The following is a 17,166-nucleotide window of genomic DNA, read 5'->3' on the forward strand; positions in this document are numbered from 1 at the left end:
AACTCAGAAGTGAAACGAACCCGCGCCAATGATAGTGTGAGGTTTCCTCATGTGAAAGTAGGTCATCGCCAGGGTTTTATTAAGTGGTAGTTAATATTAAATATCACAAAAAAGTCCTGTTAAAAATGGGCAAAGCGTATATGCTGGCGTAGCTCAGTTGGTAGAGCAACTGACTTGTAATCAGTAGGTCCCGGGTTCGATTCCTGGTGCCAGCACCATCTTATTAGGTTGGCCGTTAACAAAATGTTGACATTCTATTCATCTTAAAAGACAATAACGTTCTTTTTGGAGGGGTTCCCGAGCGGTCAAAGGGATCAGACTGTAAATCTGACGGCTCTGCCTTCGAAGGTTCGAATCCTTCCCCCTCCACCAGTTAAAAGAAAGGATAAAAGCGGGTGTAGTTCAATGGTAGAACTTCAGCCTTCCAAGCTGATAGCGTGGGTTCGATTCCCATCACCCGCTCCAAATTTATAAATTAGAAATATTTGCTTGTTCGTTTGAATCAGCAAGCTAATATAAGCCCACATAGCTCAGGCGGTAGAGCACTTCCTTGGTAAGGAAGAGGTCGTTGGTTCGAGTCCAGTTGTGGGCACCATAATGTCAATTAGCAATGGGGGAGACTTTCCAATGGCGAAGGAAAAATTTGAACGTAAAAAGCCACACGTTAATGTGGGAACAATTGGTCACGTAGATCACGGTAAGACGACATTAACAGCGGCAATTACCACAATTATGGCGAAGAAGTTTGGTGGTACAGCAAAAGCCTATGACCAGATTGATGCAGCTCCAGAAGAAAGAGAGCGTGGTATTACAATTTCTACAGCACACGTAGAATATGAATCAGCGAACAGACACTATGCGCACGTAGATTGCCCAGGACATGCTGACTATGTTAAGAACATGATTACTGGTGCGGCGCAAATGGACGGGGCGATACTTGTGGTATCCGCTGCGGATGGTCCTATGCCACAAACTAGAGAACATATTCTGTTATCACGCCAAGTAGGTGTTCCATATATTGTTGTGTTTATGAACAAAGCAGATATGGTTGATGATCCAGAGTTGCTGGAATTGGTAGAGATGGAAGTACGTGATCTGTTAAGCAGTTATGATTTCCCTGGCGATGAGATACCTATTGTTGTTGGTTCAGCGCTGAAAGCGTTGGAAGGTGATGAAAGCGATATCGGTGTTAAGGCGATTGAGAAGTTGGTTGAGACGATGGACTCATACATACCTGAGCCAGTACGTAACATTGATAAAGCATTCTTATTGCCAATCGAAGACGTATTCTCAATTTCTGGACGTGGCACGGTAGTAACCGGACGTGTAGAAAGCGGGATTGTTAAAGTGGGTGAAGAAATTGAGATTGTTGGAATACGCGACACTCAAAAAACCACATGTACAGGCGTTGAGATGTTCCGTAAGTTGTTGGACGAAGGACGCGCTGGAGATAACGTTGGAGTATTGTTACGCGGTACGAAGCGTGATGAAGTTGAGCGTGGCCAAGTACTCGCGAAGCCAGGCACAATTAAGCCGCACACAAAGTTTGAGGCAGAAGTATACGTCTTATCAAAAGAAGAAGGTGGACGTCATACGCCATTTTTTAATGGATACAGACCTCAGTTTTATTTCAGAACGACAGACGTGACAGGTACTTGTGACCTCCCATCTGGAGTAGAAATGGTAATGCCAGGTGATAACGTACAATTGACTATTAACCTGCATGCACCTATTGCAATGGACGAAGGTTTACGTTTCGCAATTCGGGAAGGTGGCCGTACTGTTGGCGCCGGTGTTGTTGCGAAAATCATCGAGTAATAGTGTTAAATTTTGTTGGCATGAAATAAAATATTTCATGCCAATTAATTTAGGCCAGTAGCTCAATTGGCAGAGTGGCGGTCTCCAAAACCGCAGGTTGGGGGTTCGATTCCCTCCTGGCCTGCCAACTTACAAGTGAATATGAAAAGTTCGAACGAAAATCAAAGTAATACTAAAGATTTACTATCATGGATGTCTGTGGTTATTATCACCGCAGTGGCATTTTTTTGTACATATTACTATACTTTTTCAGGTCCCATTCAGTCGATAATATGGCTTATATGGTTATTATTGACTTTATTCTTTGCCTACATGACATCTGCAGGCAAGCAAGTATTTAAATTTGCCCAAGAATCAAAAGTTGAATTGTTAAAAGTCGTTTGGCCTACTCGCCAAGAAACAGTACAAACAACAACTATTGTAATCGTTATGGTTGCAGTAACTGGATTTATACTCTGGGGAGTTGATTCAGTGATGATGTGGGCAATTGCTAAAATAACGCATTTGGGGTGAATTCGGTGGAAGAGCACAAATCGAAACAATGGTACGTTGTACATGCGTATTCAGGTTATGAAAATTTCGTTATGCGCGAAATTAAATCTCGTGCACAGCACCATAATTTAGAAGATAAAATTGGTGAAGTTGTTGTCCCTTCAGAAGAAGTTGTTGAAATGCGTTCGGGGCAAAAGCGTAAGAGTACGCGTAAATTTTTTCCTGGCTATGTTCTAGTAAACATGGTTATGGATGATCAAACATGGCATATGATAAGAGCGATACCAAGAGTTTTGGGTTTTATTGGCGGAACTAGCCAGACGCCCACTCCTATTACTGATAAAGAAGCTCGTGCGATTATGCAACGCGTTGAAGATGGTGTTACTAAACCAAGACCAAAAATTCTCTTTGAACCCGGCGAAGTTGTTCGAGTCAAGGAAGGACCTTTTGTTGACTTTAATGGAGTAGTTGAAGAAGTCAACTATGAGAAAAACAGATTAAGAGTAGCGGTGTTAATTTTTGGACGCTCTACTCCGGTAGAACTTGAATTTAGTCAAGTAGAGAAAACTTAGTTCGCTAAGGCGCCCTGATAAATCTTTTCTAAACACTAAAGTTTGATAAGAGTTATTCAGGGCTATTTTGTGTAAAAGGGGAGCTGAAGATAATAAAGAACGTTTTACATTCTTTGAATATTCAGCGCATGACCCATAAGGAGTAAACATGGCAAAAAAAGTAGAAGCATATATTAAGTTACAAATTCCTGCTGGTAAAGCAAATCCAAGTCCACCAGTCGGCCCAGCTTTGGGTCAACGCGGTGTTAACATTATGGAATTTTGTAAAGCATTTAACGCCGCTACACAACAAATGGAGCAAGGATTACCTACTCCAGTCGTAATTACTGTATACAGTGATCGTAGCTTCACCTTTATTACTAAAACACCACCTGCTTCAGTTCTGCTGAAAAAAGCTGCTGGTATTCAAAGTGGAAGTGGTACACCCAACACGAAAAAAGTGGCAAAACTTAACGTCAAGCAGCTTGAAGAAATTGCGAAGATTAAGGAACCTGATTTAACTGCAGCAAGCTTAGCAGCAGCAGTGAGAAGTATTGCAGGTACTGCGCGCAGTATGGGTATTGACGTTGAAGGTTTAGAATAAGGGGGTTGCCATGGCTAGAGTATCTAAGAAACAAAAAAAGATTTTAGAGACAGTTAAACCTAATCATTTATACAGTGCTAGTGAAGCAATTAACCTTTTAAAACAATTTGCTTCAGCTAAATTTCGCGAAAGCTTAGATATAAGTGTTAACTTGGGTGTTGATCCTCGTAAATCAGATCAAGTAGTTCGTTCATCAACTAATTTACCTAAAGGTACTGGAAAAGTAGTACGCGTAGCGGTATTTGCACAAGGTGAAAATGCGAGCAAAGCCAAAGATGCTGGTGCTGATATTGTAGGATTTGAGGATTTAGCTGATAAAATTAAAGGCGGCGCAATGGACTTTGATGTTGTTATTGCCACACCTGATGCAATGCGTATTGTAGGTCAGCTAGGCCAAGTTTTAGGTCCGAGAGGCTTAATGCCAAACCCAAAAGTTGGAACTGTTACTACCAATGTTGAAGCAGCGGTTAAAGATGCAAAATCTGGTCAGGTACGATATAGGACTGATAAGAATGGCATTATTCACTGTACAGTTGGGAAAGTAGATTTTACTGTCGAAGACATCATCGAAAATATTGTTGCTTTGATTACTGACTTAAAAAAGGCGAAGCCGACTTCATCTAAAGGTCAGTATTTAAAGAAAATATCTTTATCTACAACAATGGGACCTGGTATAGCTATTGATATTTCATCAATACCTGTGTAAGATAACCACCCATTTTTTAGGAATTCACGGCATAGATTTGGTTCCATGCCGTCGAAGACCGCAGGTGCTAACGCTTAATTTCCTGCGCAGACGGTGAACCGGCTCCAATTTAACAATTGAGACGGCCACCATAACTGGCAAATCCTTGCGATTTGTATACATTAGGAGGTCAGTAACGTGACATTAAATTTAGCTGAAAAAAAAGCTGTTGTTGAAGAAGTGACTGCGGTCGCCTCAAAGGCTATTTCGGCAGTAGTTGCTGATTATCGTGGTTTAACCGTTAATCAAATGACGCATTTACGTAGTGAAGCACGCAAATCCGGTGTTTATCTTCGTGTTGTAAGAAATACTTTAACAAGAAGAGCTTTTAAAAATACTGAGTTTGAATGTTTGAATGACTTGCTTGTTGGCCCGTTGTTCATTGCATTATCACTGGAAGCACCTAGTGATGCTGCACGACTACTTAAAGATTTCACTAAGACATTTGAAAAACTTGAAATTAAAGCATTATCTGTAGGTGGAAAAGTTTATAAAGCAGATCAAATTGATGCTGTTGCTAGCTTACCAACTCGTGATGAAGCGATTTCTAAGTTGATGTACGTGATGAAGGCGCCAATTGAGAAATTCGTCAGAACTCTTGCTGAGCCACATGCTAAATTAGTAAGAACCTTAGCAGCGGTGAAAGATAAGAAAGCAGGTTAAATCATTTAATCATTAAATTAATTTTAAATCAGGAGCTAGTAATGGCTGTGTCAAAAAATGATATTTTAGAAACCATAGCAAATATGTCTGTTATGGAAGTTGTTGAATTAATCGAAGCAATGGAAGAGAAATTCAATGTTTCTGCTGCCGCTGCAGCTGTAGCTGTTGCTGCCCCAGCTGCTGGTGGTGCTGCTGCCGCTGCTGAAGAGCAAACTGAGTTTACAGTTGTTATGACCAGTTTCGGTGCAAACAAAGTAAACGTTATTAAAGCAGTTCGTGGTATTACTGGTCTTGGCTTGAAAGAAGCTAAAGATTTAGTAGAAGGTGCTCCTTCAACAATTAAAGAAGGTGTATCTAAAGAAGAAGCTGCTAACATCAAGAAAGAACTTGAAGAAGCTGGTGCTTCAGTAGAAGTTAAATAATAAAGTTATGTCAGTGAGATAGGACCCAGCCATGGTTTCATGGCTGGGTTTACGTGTTTGAAGTCATCAATAATTTACAGAGGAAACACCATGGCCGTTGCAGAAGCTAAACCTCAATATTCGCATGCTGAGAAAAAACGATTTCGCAAAAGCTTTGGTAGTCAGGCCGATAAAATGGCAATACCAAATCTGCTTGAAATTCAACTTAAATCCTATAGGGATTTTCTTCAGGCTGATAGCAAGTCAAATGAACATTTTAATACAGGATTGCATGCTGCATTTTCTTCTGTATTCCCCATTGAAAGCTTTTCTGGCAATGCACGATTAGAATATGTTGGCTATAAATTAGGTGAGCCAGCATTTGACGTCCGTGAATGCAAATTAAGAGGCTTAACTTATTCTGCGCCACTAAGGGTTAAAATTAGACTTGTTGTTCTTGATAAAGATGCAAGCGAAGATCCTAAGCCAATCAAAGATATTAGAGAACAAGATGTTTTTATGGGAGAGATACCTTTAATGACTGACGTTGGTACTTTTGTAGTAAATGGTACCGAAAGAGTTGTTGTTTCTCAATTACATCGTTCTCCTGGTGTTATATTTGAACATGATAAAGGTAAAACTCACTCATCTGGTAAGTTATTATATTCTGCACGCATTATACCCTACCGTGGTTCTTGGTTGGATTTTGAATTTGACCCGAAAGATTGTGTTTATGTTCGAATTGATAGAAGACGTAAACTACCTGTTAGTATTCTATTAAGAGCTTTAGGATATGAAACAGAAGATATCCTTAATGAATTTTTTGAAATGACAAGCTGTCATCTGAAGAATGGTGAATATCATATTGATCTTATTCCTCAAAGATTAAGAGGTGAAATTGCTTCATTTGATATTCATGTTCCTGAAACAGGGGAGCTTATTGTAGAACAAGGTAGAAGAATCACCGCACGCCATATCAAGCAAATGGAAAAATCGCAGATGAAAGATCTGATCGTGCCACGTGACTATTTGATAGGAAAGACCTTAGCTAAAAATATAATAGACACTTCTACTGGAGAGTTTATTGCTCAGGCAAATGAGGAAGTAACTGATGAGTTGCTTGATGTGATGGCTACTAATGGAATCCATGAATTTGACATGATTTATACAAATGATCTGGATCATGGTTCTTATATATCCGATACATTGAAAATTGATCCAACCTCAAGTCAACTTGAGGCACTTGTTGAAATTTATCGTATGATGCGCCCCGGTGAACCACCGACTAAAGAAGCTGCTGAAGCCTTATTTAAAAATTTATTTTTTGTTGATGAGCGATATGATTTATCTGCTGTCGGAAGAATGAAATTTAATCGACGAGTTGGAAGAAAAAATGATGATGGTCCAGGCACTCTGACTAAAGAAGATATAATGGCCGTGATCACGACACTGATCGACATTAGAAATGGTATTGGCATGGTTGATGATATTGACCACCTTGGTAATCGACGTGTTCGAAGCGTTGGTGAAATGACTGAAAACCAATTCAGAGTCGGCCTTGTACGTGTTGAAAGAGCGGTAAAAGAGCGGTTGAGTCTGGTTGAATCTGAAAATCTTATGCCACAAGATTTAATTAATGCCAAACCGGTTTCTGCTGCTATTAAAGAGTTTTTTGGTTCAAGCCAATTATCACAATTTATGGATCAGGTTAACCCATTATCTGGTGTTACCCATAAAAGAAGGGTTTCTGCATTAGGCCCAGGTGGTTTAACACGAGAACGTGCAGGATTTGAGGTTCGTGACGTACATACAACACACTATGGTCGTGTTTGTCCTATTGAAACTCCTGAAGGTCCAAACATTGGTTTGATTAACTCATTGTCTGTTTATGCCAGAACAAATGATTATGGATTTATTGAAACTCCATGCCGTAAGGTAGTTAATGGTCGGGTAACGGATGAAATTGAATATCTATCTGCTATTGAAGAAGTAGATCAGTATATCGCGCAATCAAGTGTAGCTCTTGATAAAGATGGAAACATCCTTGCAGATTTGGTTCCTTGTAGACATCAAAATGAGTTCTCATTAACTACGCCGGATAATATAAACTACATGGATATTTCTCCAAAACAAATCGTATCTGTAGCTGCTTCACTAATTCCTTTCTTGGAGCATGATGATGCGAACCGTGCCTTGATGGGATCAAACATGCAACGGCAGGCAGTACCTACTTTACGTTCAGAAAAACCTCTTGTAGGTACAGGTATGGAGCGTATCGTTGCGTCTGATTCAGGTGTTTCTGTAGTTGCAAAACGTGGTGGAGTTATTGATCTTGTTGACGCATCACGTATCGTTGTCCGTGTGAATGATGATGAGACTACAGCAGGTGAAACTGGGGTTGATATTTACAATCTCACGAAGTACTTCCGTTCAAATCAGGATACATGTATTAACCAACGTCCAATAGTTAATACTGGAGATATCATCCAAAGAGGAGACATCTTAGCAGATGGCCCTTGTACAGATATGGGTGAACTGGCATTGGGTCAAAATTTGCTAGTCGCTTTTATGCCTTGGAATGGATATAACTTTGAGGACTCTATACTTATATCTGAACGTATTGTACAAGATGACCGATTCACTACGATTCATATAGAAGAATTAACATGTATTGCCCGTGATACTAAATTAGGTACTGAGGAAATCACTGCAGATATTCCAAATGTTGGTGAGTCAGCACTTTCTAACCTTGATGAGTCTGGAGTGGTGTTTATTGGTGCAGAAGTTAAAGCCGGTGATATTTTAGTTGGAAAAGTTACACCTAAAGGTGAAACACAACTTACACCGGAAGAGAAATTATTACGCGCTATTTTCGGTGAAAAGGCTTCTGATGTTAAAGACTCTTCGCTTCGTGTTCCATCTGGAATGAATGGTACTGTTATTGATGTACAGGTATTCACACGTGATGGTTTAGAAAAAGATGCACGTGCAAAAAGCATTGAAGAAGAACATCTAGCACGAGTACGTAAAGACCTAGTTGATGAACGACGTATCCGGGAAGAAGATATCTATCATCGTGTAGCAAACATCATTCTTGATAAAGTAGCTACAGGTGGCCCAGGAAATCTGAAACCAGGTTCCAAAATTAATCAAGAATACCTGGATAATATAGGTAGAGATAAATGGTTTGATATCCGTCTTGAGAACGATGTGATAAGCCAGCAATTAGAACAACTTTCAAAACAGCTTGAAATGTTGTCTAAAGAGATGGAAAAACGCTTTAATGACAGTCGTAAGAAAATAATTCAAGGCGATGATCTAGCTCCAGGCGTTTTAAAAATTGTTAAAGTATATCTTGCTGTAAAAAGACGAATTCAACCCGGTGATAAGATGGCTGGTCGACATGGAAACAAAGGGGTTATCTCTATTGTGGTTCCTGTTGAAGATATGCCACATATGGAAGATGGAACAGCAGTAGATATCGTTCTTAATCCATTGGGCGTACCTTCACGTATGAACATCGGACAAGTACTGGAAACTCATCTTGGTTTAGCTGCTAAAGGTTTAGGTAATAAGATTGCACAAATGTTGGACTCAAAACAAAATGCATCTGAAATAAAATCCTTCTTATATAAGATATACAATCATGACGGCGTTCAACGAGTACAGTTGGATTCTCTGAATGACGAAGAGATACTTAGATTGGCAGATAATCTGCGTGCAGGTGTACCTATGGCAACACCTGTGTTTGATGGTGCCTCTGAAGAAGAAATAAAAAGTATGCTGCAGCTGGCTGATTTGTCTTCTGATGGTAAAACTTTCTTGATTGATGGTAGAACTGGAAGCAAATTTGATAACCCAGTAACTGTGGGCTACATGTACATGTTGAAACTAAACCATTTAGTTGATGATAAGATGCATGCTCGCTCAACTGGCTCATACAGCCTAGTAACACAACAACCACTAGGTGGTAAAGCACAGTTTGGGGGACAACGCTTCGGGGAGATGGAGGTATGGGCTCTCGAAGCTTATGGTGCAGCTTATACATTACAGGAAATGTTGACTGTGAAATCAGATGACGTTGGCGGTAGAACAAAGATCTACAAAAATATTGTCGATGGCGATCATCGTATGGACCCAGGAATGCCTGAGTCTTTCAATGTATTGTTGAAAGAAATCCGTGCATTGGGAATAGATATCGAACTCGAACACGATTAATTTTTCAGCGTTAAATACTGATTAACAAATTTTTGGAGGCATAGACTTGAGTACTCTAAACGACGATCCAATGAATGAACCAATGAGAAAAGCTCCTGTGATGAGCGACTTGCTTGGCATCCTGAAACAACAAGGACAAAGCGAAGAATTCGATGCAATTAAAATTGCATTAGCTTCTCCTGAATTAATTCGCTCTTGGTCATATGGTGAAGTAAAAAAACCAGAAACAATAAATTATCGTACATTTAAACCTGAACGAGATGGTTTATTCTGCGCTAAAACTTTTGGCCCAGTAAAAGATTACGAGTGCTTATGTGGTAAGTACAAACGACTCAAACACCGCGGCGTTATTTGTGAAAAATGTGGTGTTGAACTTGCGTTGGCTAAAGTACGCCGTGAACGTATGGGACACATTGAGCTTGCAAGTCCAGTTGCACATATCTGGTTCTTAAAGTCATTACCTTCCAGAATTGGTTTATTACTCGATATGACATTAAGGGACATTGAACGTGTTCTTTATTTTGAAGCATTTGTTGTCGTTGACCCAGGAATGACTGAACTTGAACGAGGTCAATTGCTCAATGATGAAGTCTATCTTGATGCAATGGAACAATATGGTGATGAATTTGATGCGCGTATGGGTGCTGAAGCAATTCGTGATTTACTGCGTCAAGTCGATTTAGAAGAAGAAATCAAAAACTTACGTGAAGAATTGCCGACTACCAGTTCAGAAACAAAAATTAAAAAAATCACTAAACGATTAAAACTGCTTGAAGCTTTTTATGATTCGGGTAACAAGCCAGAGTGGATGATTATGGATGTATTACCAGTTCTACCACCTGATTTAAGACCATTGGTTCCATTAGATGGTGGACGTTTTGCTACATCCGATCTGAATGACTTGTATCGTCGTGTTATTAACCGAAACAATCGTTTGAAGCGACTTTTAGATCTGAATGCGCCTGATATTATTGTGCGCAACGAAAAGAGAATGTTACAAGAGTCAGTTGATGCTCTGCTGGATAACGGCCGTCGTGGTCGTGCGATTACGGGTACGAATAAGAGACCACTCAAGTCTTTAGCAGATATGATTAAAGGGAAACAAGGTCGTTTCCGTCAAAACCTGCTAGGTAAGCGTGTTGACTATTCAGGTCGTTCAGTGATCGTGGTTGGTCCAACTTTAAAGCTGCATCAGTGTGGTCTTCCCAAGAAAATGGCTCTAGAACTCTTTAAACCATTTATATTCAGTAAACTAGAGTTTCGAGGTTTAGCTACAACAATCAAAGCTGCCAAGAAAATGGTTGAGCGTGAAGAGTCGGTAGTTTGGGATATTCTGGATGATGTAATTCGCGAACATCCTATTCTATTAAACCGTGCTCCAACATTACACCGATTGGGTATTCAGGCTTTTGAACCAGTATTGATTGAAGGTAAGGCGATACAACTTCATCCTTTAGTCTGTACCGCATACAATGCTGACTTTGATGGTGACCAAATGGCGGTACACGTGCCATTGACTTTAGAGGCGCAGTTAGAAGCTCGCTCCTTAATGATGTCCACCAACAATATTTTATCACCTGCAAGTGGTGAACCAATTATCGTTCCTAGCCAGGACGTTGTACTGGGCTTGTACTATTTAACTCGCGAAAAAGTTAATGCTTTAGGTGAAGGTAAAATTTTTGTTAGTGCTCAAGAAGCGCAGAACTTTTATGAATCTGGACACCTTGATATCCACGCGAAAATTAAAATTCGTATGCCTAAAGAAGACGAGGCTGGACATCATTTAGTAGAAACAACTGTAGGTCGCGCAATTCTTGCTGAGGTATTACCGAAAGGCATGAGTTTTGCAACGATAAACCGTACGATGACTAAGAAAGTTATTTCTAAGGTTATTGACAGCTGCTACCGAAATTTTGGTTTAAAAGAAACTGTAATTTTTGCTGATAAGTTGATGTACACCGGCTTTAAGTATGCAACACGTTCAGGCGTATCAATAGGTATTGAAGATATGGAAATACCTGATGATAAAGCCAGCATTATTGAACATGCAGATAATGAGGTTCGAGAAATTGAATCACAATTCCGTTCAGGTTTAGTCACTAATGGTGAGCGTTATAATAAAGTAATTGATATCTGGTCCAGAACTAACGAATTAGTTGCTAAGTCAATGATGACTAAAATAGCAACTGAAGAGACCCTGGATGCAAAAGGCAAGAAAGTAAGACAAGAGTCATTCAACCCAATCTTTATGATGGCTGATTCAGGCGCGCGGGGTTCTGCGGCGCAAATTAGACAGCTTGCTGGTATGCGTGGATTGATGGCCGCACCGGATGGTTCAATTATTGAAACACCTATTACTGCAAACTTCCGTGAAGGGTTAAACGTATTCCAATACTTTATTTCGACCCACGGTGCTCGAAAAGGATTGGCAGATACCGCGTTAAAAACTGCTAACTCGGGTTACTTAACACGACGCTTAGTTGATGTGGCTCAAGATGTGGTCATCACTGAAGACGATTGTGGCGTTGATACTGGTATTTTAATGCAACCGCTGATTGAAGGTGGTGATATCGTAGAACCTTTACATGAACGTGTATTGGGACGAGTAGTTGCAGCCGATGTTTATATTCCTAATCAGAGTGAGCCAGTAGTAACCTCAGGTACATTATTAGACGAAGAGTGGGTTGAAAAGCTGGAAAAACAGGGTGTGGACCAAATTATGGTTCGTTCACCGATTACTTGCCAAACTCGCTTTGGACTATGTGCGAAGTGCTATGGCCGTGACTTGGCAAGAGGTCACCTCGTTAATACGGGTGAAGCTGTAGGTATCATTGCAGCCCAATCAATTGGTGAGCCTGGAACACAGCTAACAATGCGTACCTTCCATATTGGGGGAGCAGCATCTCGAGCAACAGCGGCTAATAATATTCAGATTAAAACGAAAGGGCTTATTCGTTTACATAACATTAAAACAGTAACTCATGAAAATAAAAATCTGGTTGCAGTATCACGTTCTGGTGAAGTAACTATTGTGGATGAATTCGGGCGTGAGCGTGAGCGTTATAAGTTACCTTATGGTGCTGTAATCTCAGTTCAAGATAATTCTCCTGTAGAAGCGGGACAAGTTATTGCTACTTGGGATCCCCATACTCACCCAGTAATTTCTGAAGTAACTGGACATCTGAAATTTGTCGATTTAATTGATGGTATTACCATGAATCGACAAACCGATGAACTAACTGGTTTAAGTAATATTGTAGTTATCGATGCAAAACAACGTAGCGCTGCAGGCCGTGATTTACGTCCTATGGTAAAACTTGTTGCTGAAAATGGAGACGATATTTATCTTGCTGGTACTAATGTCCCTGCTCAATACTATCTGCCTGTAGATGCGATTGTTAATTTTGAAGATGGCAACCATGTGGGTATTGGGGATGTTATTGCGCGTATTCCTCAAGAGCGTTCTAAAACACGTGATATTACAGGGGGTCTCCCTAGGGTAGCTGACTTGTTTGAAGCACGTAAGCCTAAAGATTCAGCGGTTATGGCTGAAGTTTCAGGAATGGTTAGCTTTGGTAAAGAAACGAAAGGCAAGAGACGATTAATTATTAATGTTTCTGAAGATCAATGCCATGAAGAATTGATACCTAAGTGGAGACATATTTCCGTCTTCGAGGGAGAGCATGTTGAACGCGGGGAAATTATCGCAGAAGGTGCACTCAATCCACATGATATATTACGTTTACTGGGTGTTGGTGCATTAGCTAATTACATCGTAAATGAGGTACAAGATGTATACCGTTTACAAGGTGTAAAAATTAATGACAAGCATATTGAGGTAATCGTACGGCAAATGCTACGTAAACGAGTTATTACTTTTGCTGGTGATTCAAAATTCCTGGCAGGAGAACAGGTAGAAGAAAGTGTATTGTTACAAGAAAATGACAAACTGATTGCTGAAGAAAAGCAGATAGCTCGTGGTACTCCTATATTACTAGGTATTACCAAAGCTTCCTTGGCAACTGAATCATTTATTTCTGCCGCATCGTTCCAGGAAACAACAAGAGTCCTAACTGAAGCTGCTGTAAGTGGTAAAGTTGATGATTTACGAGGTTTAAAAGAAAACGTGATGGTTGGTCGCTTGATTCCGGCAGGAACAGGCTATGCGTATCATCAAGGCCGTAAGGCAAAAAGAGCTAAGGCTGCAGCCGGTGAGCACCCAGTGCATACTGTTACTGCAAGTGATGTTGAACATGCGTTAAGTGAAGCATTAAACGCAGACAATCAAGAACACTAGTTCGGATTCGAAAAACGGCAGATTAAACTTGACAAATCTGCCGTTGCTATATAGAATCCGGCCTCCTTATGCATTCGAAATAATCAAAAGAGACAGATCGGAGTTAAGTATAAATGGCTACTATTAATCAGTTAGTAAGAAAGCCTCGTGTGGACGTAAAGAAGAAAAGTAACGTACCTGCACTAGAGTCATGTCCACAGCGACGCGGTGTGTGCACACGCGTTTACACTACTACACCTAAAAAACCTAACTCAGCTATGCGTAAGGTTGCTCGTGTACGTTTAACGAACGGATTTGAAGTTTCATCATATATTGGTGGAGAAGGCCATAACCTCCAAGAACACTCTGTTGTTCTTATAAGAGGTGGTCGTGTTAAAGACTTACCTGGTGTGCGTTACCACACTGTAAGAGGTAGTTTGGATACATCAGGTGTTAACGATCGTAAACAAGGTCGTTCAAAGTATGGTACTAAAAAGCCAAAAGATAAAAAATAACTGATTGTAGGAAATTGAAATGCCTAGAAGAAGAGAAGTCCCCAAAAGAGAAATTTTGCCAGATCCTAAACATCATAGTGAATTATTAGCAAAATTCATCAACGTATTAATGGTTAGCGGTAAGAAATCTACTGCTGAAAAAATAATTTACGGTGCTTTATCAGTTATGGAAGAGCGCGTAAAGAAACTTAAAAAAGCAGATGAAGACGGTGAATCAGGTTCTACAGGTGGTTCTGCAACAGTTCTTCGCTACTTTGAAGACGCTTTAGATAATGTTCGTCCAAGTGTTGAAGTTCGCTCACGTCGAGTCGGTGGTGCTACATATCAGGTTCCAGTCGAAGTGAGAACTGATCGTAGTATTGCACTAGGTATGCGCTGGATTGTTCAAGCTGCACGTACTCGTGGTGAAAAGGGTATGATGTTACGCTTGGCTGGTGAACTGATGGATGCCTACGAAAGTAAAGGTTCCGCAGTGAAAAAACGTGAAGATACTCATAAGATGGCAAAAGCTAACCAGGCGTTTGCACATTTTAGATGGAACTAAAGAGAGGATAATCCGTGTCTACTCCACTAAAACTATACCGAAACATTGGCATTGCAGCACATGTTGATGCTGGGAAAACCACAACAACAGAACGTGTACTGTACTACACTGGAATGTCTCATAAAATTGGTGAAGTTCATGATGGTGCTGCAACAATGGACTGGATGGTTCAGGAGCAGGAGCGCGGTATTACTATTACCTCAGCTGCAACAACGTGTTACTGGGCTGGTATGGATAAGCAGTTTGAGCCTCATCGGATCAATATTATCGATACTCCAGGACACGTAGACTTCATGATTGAAGTGGAGCGCTCGCTTCGTGTGCTCGATGGCGCTGTCGTTGTGTTTGACTCAGTATCCGGAGTAGAACCACAATCTGAAACTGTTTGGCGTCAAGCAAATAAGTACGGTGTACCTCGCATAGTATTCGTCAATAAGATGGATAGAATGGGCGCAAACTTCTTGCGTGTTGTGACTCAAATTAAACAACGATTAGGTTCAAACCCTATCGTTGTTCAATTGCCCATTGGTGCAGAAGAAGAATTTAAAGGGGTTATTGATCTCATCAAGATGAAAGCCATTCATTGGGATGAAGAAAATAAAGGAATGACCTTTCAATATAAAGAAGTTCCACATGATCTTATAGAGCAATGTGAAGAATATCGTGCTCTACTTATTGAAGCTGCTGCAGAAGCAACTGAAGAACTGATGGAAAAATATCTTGAAGGTAAAGAATTTACCGAAGAAGAAATTAAGAAAGCATTACGACAATTGACTATTAGTAACCAGATAGTTCCTGTTTTCTGCGGCTCAGCCTTTAAAAACAAAGGTGTTCAAGCGGTGTTAGATGGTGTAATTGAATATTTACCTTCTCCAACTGACATTCCAGATGTGCAGGGAGTTGATGAAGATGGTGAGCCAGCTTCTCGTAAGACAAGCTATGATGCACCATTTTCAGCTTTGGCTTTTAAAATTGCAACTGACCCGTTTGTTGGTACATTAACTTATTTTAGAACCTATTCGGGTGTCTTAAAGAGTGGTGATACTGTATACAATTCAGTGAAAGCAAAAAGAGAACGTATTGGACGTTTATTGCAGATGCATGCCAATTCACGTGAAGAAATTAAAGAAGTAAGAGCTGGTGATATTGCTGCAGCTGTAGGACTTAAAACAGTAATGACTGGTGACACTTTATGCGATACAGAAAGTGTTGTTATATTAGAAAGAATGGACTTTCCAGATCCAGTAATCGCAGTTGCTGTTGAACCAAAAACTAAAGCTGACCAAGAAAAAATGGGCATTGCTCTTGGAAAATTAGCTCAAGAAGACCCATCGTTTAGAGTTCATACTGATGAAGAATCTGGACAAACTATTATTGAAGGTATGGGTGAACTTCATCTAGAAATTATTGTTGACCGCATGAAACGTGAGTTCAATGTGGAAGCTAATGTTGGTAAGCCTCAAGTTGCCTATCGTGAAACACTAAAGCAATCTGTGGAGCAGGAAGGCAAATTTGTAAGGCAATCAGGTGGACGTGGACAATACGGTCACGTTTGGCTGAAAATTGAACCTCAAGAACCTGGAAATGGTTATGAATTTATCAATGCAATCGTTGGTGGTGTTATTCCTAAAGAATACATTCCAGCAGTTGATAAAGGGGTTCAAGAACAGATGCAAAATGGTGTTATCGCTGGTTATCCAGTAGTGGATGTTAAAGTCACGTTGTTTGATGGTTCATTCCACGAAGTGGATTCTAGTGAAATGGCATTTAAAATTGCTGGTTCTCAATGCTTCAAACAAGGCGCATTAAAAGCTAAACCTGTATTACTTGAACCTATTATGAGTGTTGAAGTCGTAACCCCTGAAGATTACATGGGGGATGTTATGGGTGACCTTAACAGACGACGTGGTCTGGTTCAAGGAATGGAAGATTCACCAGCAGGAAAAATTGTACGAGCAGAGGTTCCATTAGCAGAGATGTTTGGTTATTCGACCGATTTACGTTCTGCGACTCAAGGAAGAGCAACATATACTATGGAATTTAGTAAGTACGCGGAAGCACCAACTAACATTGCTGAAGCAATTATAAAGAAACAATAAAAGTTAACGAGGTTATTGAAATGGCGAAGGAAAAATTTGAACGTAAAAAGCCACACGTTAATGTGGGAACAATTGGTCACGTAGACCACGGTAAGACGACATTAACAGCGGCAATTACCACAATTATGGCGAAGAAATTTGGTGGTACAGCAAAAGCTTATGACCAGATTGATGCAGCTCCAGAAGAAAGAGAGCGTGGTATTACAATTTCTACAGCACACGTAGAATATGAATCAGCGA

Annotated in this window: 13 protein-coding genes and 5 tRNA genes; all 18 read left to right on the top strand. The window is 40.3% G+C overall.

Going from position 1 to position 17,166, the window contains the following annotated elements:
- Window positions 1-142 precede the first annotated feature (142 nt).
- Window positions 143-218, top strand: a tRNA-Thr gene (locus tag Lstg_RS12965).
- Between the two features lie 69 nt (window positions 219-287).
- Window positions 288-372, top strand: a tRNA-Tyr gene (locus tag Lstg_RS12970).
- Between the two features lie 19 nt (window positions 373-391).
- Window positions 392-465: transfer RNA gene (locus Lstg_RS12975), tRNA-Gly, on the top strand.
- A gap of 54 nt (window positions 466-519) precedes the next feature.
- Window positions 520-595, top strand: a tRNA-Thr gene (locus Lstg_RS12980).
- Window positions 596-627: 32 nt separating this feature from the next.
- Window positions 628-1,818 carry an elongation factor Tu gene (tuf, locus tag Lstg_RS12985; RefSeq protein ID WP_058478185.1) on the top strand — a complete coding sequence of 397 codons (1,191 nt, stop codon included), beginning with the start codon at window positions 628-630 and terminating at the stop codon, window positions 1,816-1,818.
- A 51-nt stretch (window positions 1,819-1,869) separates the two neighbouring features.
- Window positions 1,870-1,945 (top strand) — tRNA-Trp (locus Lstg_RS12990).
- Window positions 1,946-1,959: 14 nt separating this feature from the next.
- Window positions 1,960-2,331 carry a preprotein translocase subunit SecE gene (gene secE / locus Lstg_RS12995; RefSeq protein ID WP_058478112.1) on the top strand — a complete coding sequence of 124 codons (372 nt, stop codon included), beginning with the start codon at window positions 1,960-1,962 and terminating at the stop codon, window positions 2,329-2,331.
- 5 nt (window positions 2,332-2,336) lie between these two features.
- A complete protein-coding gene (gene nusG / locus Lstg_RS13000) occupies window positions 2,337-2,882 on the top strand; it encodes a transcription termination/antitermination protein NusG (RefSeq protein ID WP_028381771.1) in 546 nt (181 codons plus the stop codon).
- Between the two features lie 148 nt (window positions 2,883-3,030).
- Window positions 3,031-3,465 carry a 50S ribosomal protein L11 gene (rplK, locus tag Lstg_RS13005; protein WP_010654844.1) on the top strand — a complete coding sequence of 145 codons (435 nt, stop codon included), beginning with the start codon at window positions 3,031-3,033 and terminating at the stop codon, window positions 3,463-3,465.
- Window positions 3,466-3,475: 10 nt separating this feature from the next.
- Window positions 3,476-4,171, top strand: a complete 696-nt coding sequence (rplA, locus tag Lstg_RS13010; protein WP_058478113.1) for a 50S ribosomal protein L1 — start codon at window positions 3,476-3,478, stop codon at window positions 4,169-4,171.
- 177 nt (window positions 4,172-4,348) lie between these two features.
- Window positions 4,349-4,873, top strand: a complete 525-nt coding sequence (gene rplJ, locus Lstg_RS13015) for a 50S ribosomal protein L10 (protein ID WP_058478114.1) — start codon at window positions 4,349-4,351, stop codon at window positions 4,871-4,873.
- Between the two features lie 41 nt (window positions 4,874-4,914).
- Window positions 4,915-5,295: a 50S ribosomal protein L7/L12 gene (gene rplL, locus Lstg_RS13020; protein ID WP_058478115.1), complete on the top strand. Its 381-nt coding sequence runs from the start codon at window positions 4,915-4,917 to the stop codon at window positions 5,293-5,295.
- A gap of 90 nt (window positions 5,296-5,385) precedes the next feature.
- A complete protein-coding gene (gene rpoB / locus Lstg_RS13025; RefSeq protein WP_058478116.1) occupies window positions 5,386-9,492 on the top strand; it encodes a DNA-directed RNA polymerase subunit beta in 4,107 nt (1,368 codons plus the stop codon).
- A 100-nt stretch (window positions 9,493-9,592) separates the two neighbouring features.
- Window positions 9,593-13,789 carry a DNA-directed RNA polymerase subunit beta' gene (gene rpoC / locus Lstg_RS13030; RefSeq protein ID WP_058478186.1) on the top strand — a complete coding sequence of 1,399 codons (4,197 nt, stop codon included), beginning with the start codon at window positions 9,593-9,595 and terminating at the stop codon, window positions 13,787-13,789.
- Between the two features lie 113 nt (window positions 13,790-13,902).
- A complete protein-coding gene (rpsL, locus tag Lstg_RS13035) occupies window positions 13,903-14,283 on the top strand; it encodes a 30S ribosomal protein S12 (RefSeq protein WP_010654837.1) in 381 nt (126 codons plus the stop codon).
- Between the two features lie 19 nt (window positions 14,284-14,302).
- Complete coding sequence (rpsG, locus tag Lstg_RS13040) at window positions 14,303-14,827, top strand: 30S ribosomal protein S7 (protein WP_058478117.1); 525 nt, start codon at window positions 14,303-14,305, stop codon at window positions 14,825-14,827.
- Window positions 14,828-14,841: 14 nt separating this feature from the next.
- Complete coding sequence (gene fusA / locus Lstg_RS13045; protein WP_058478118.1) at window positions 14,842-16,926, top strand: elongation factor G; 2,085 nt, start codon at window positions 14,842-14,844, stop codon at window positions 16,924-16,926.
- Between the two features lie 20 nt (window positions 16,927-16,946).
- On the top strand, window positions 16,947-17,166 hold a 220-nt coding region (locus Lstg_RS13050; protein ID WP_238585431.1), incomplete at its 3' end, for a GTP-binding protein.

Origin of the sequence: Legionella steigerwaltii (genome assembly GCF_001468065.1) — a bacterium.
Classification (GTDB): Bacteria; Pseudomonadota; Gammaproteobacteria; order Legionellales; family Legionellaceae; genus Legionella; species Legionella steigerwaltii.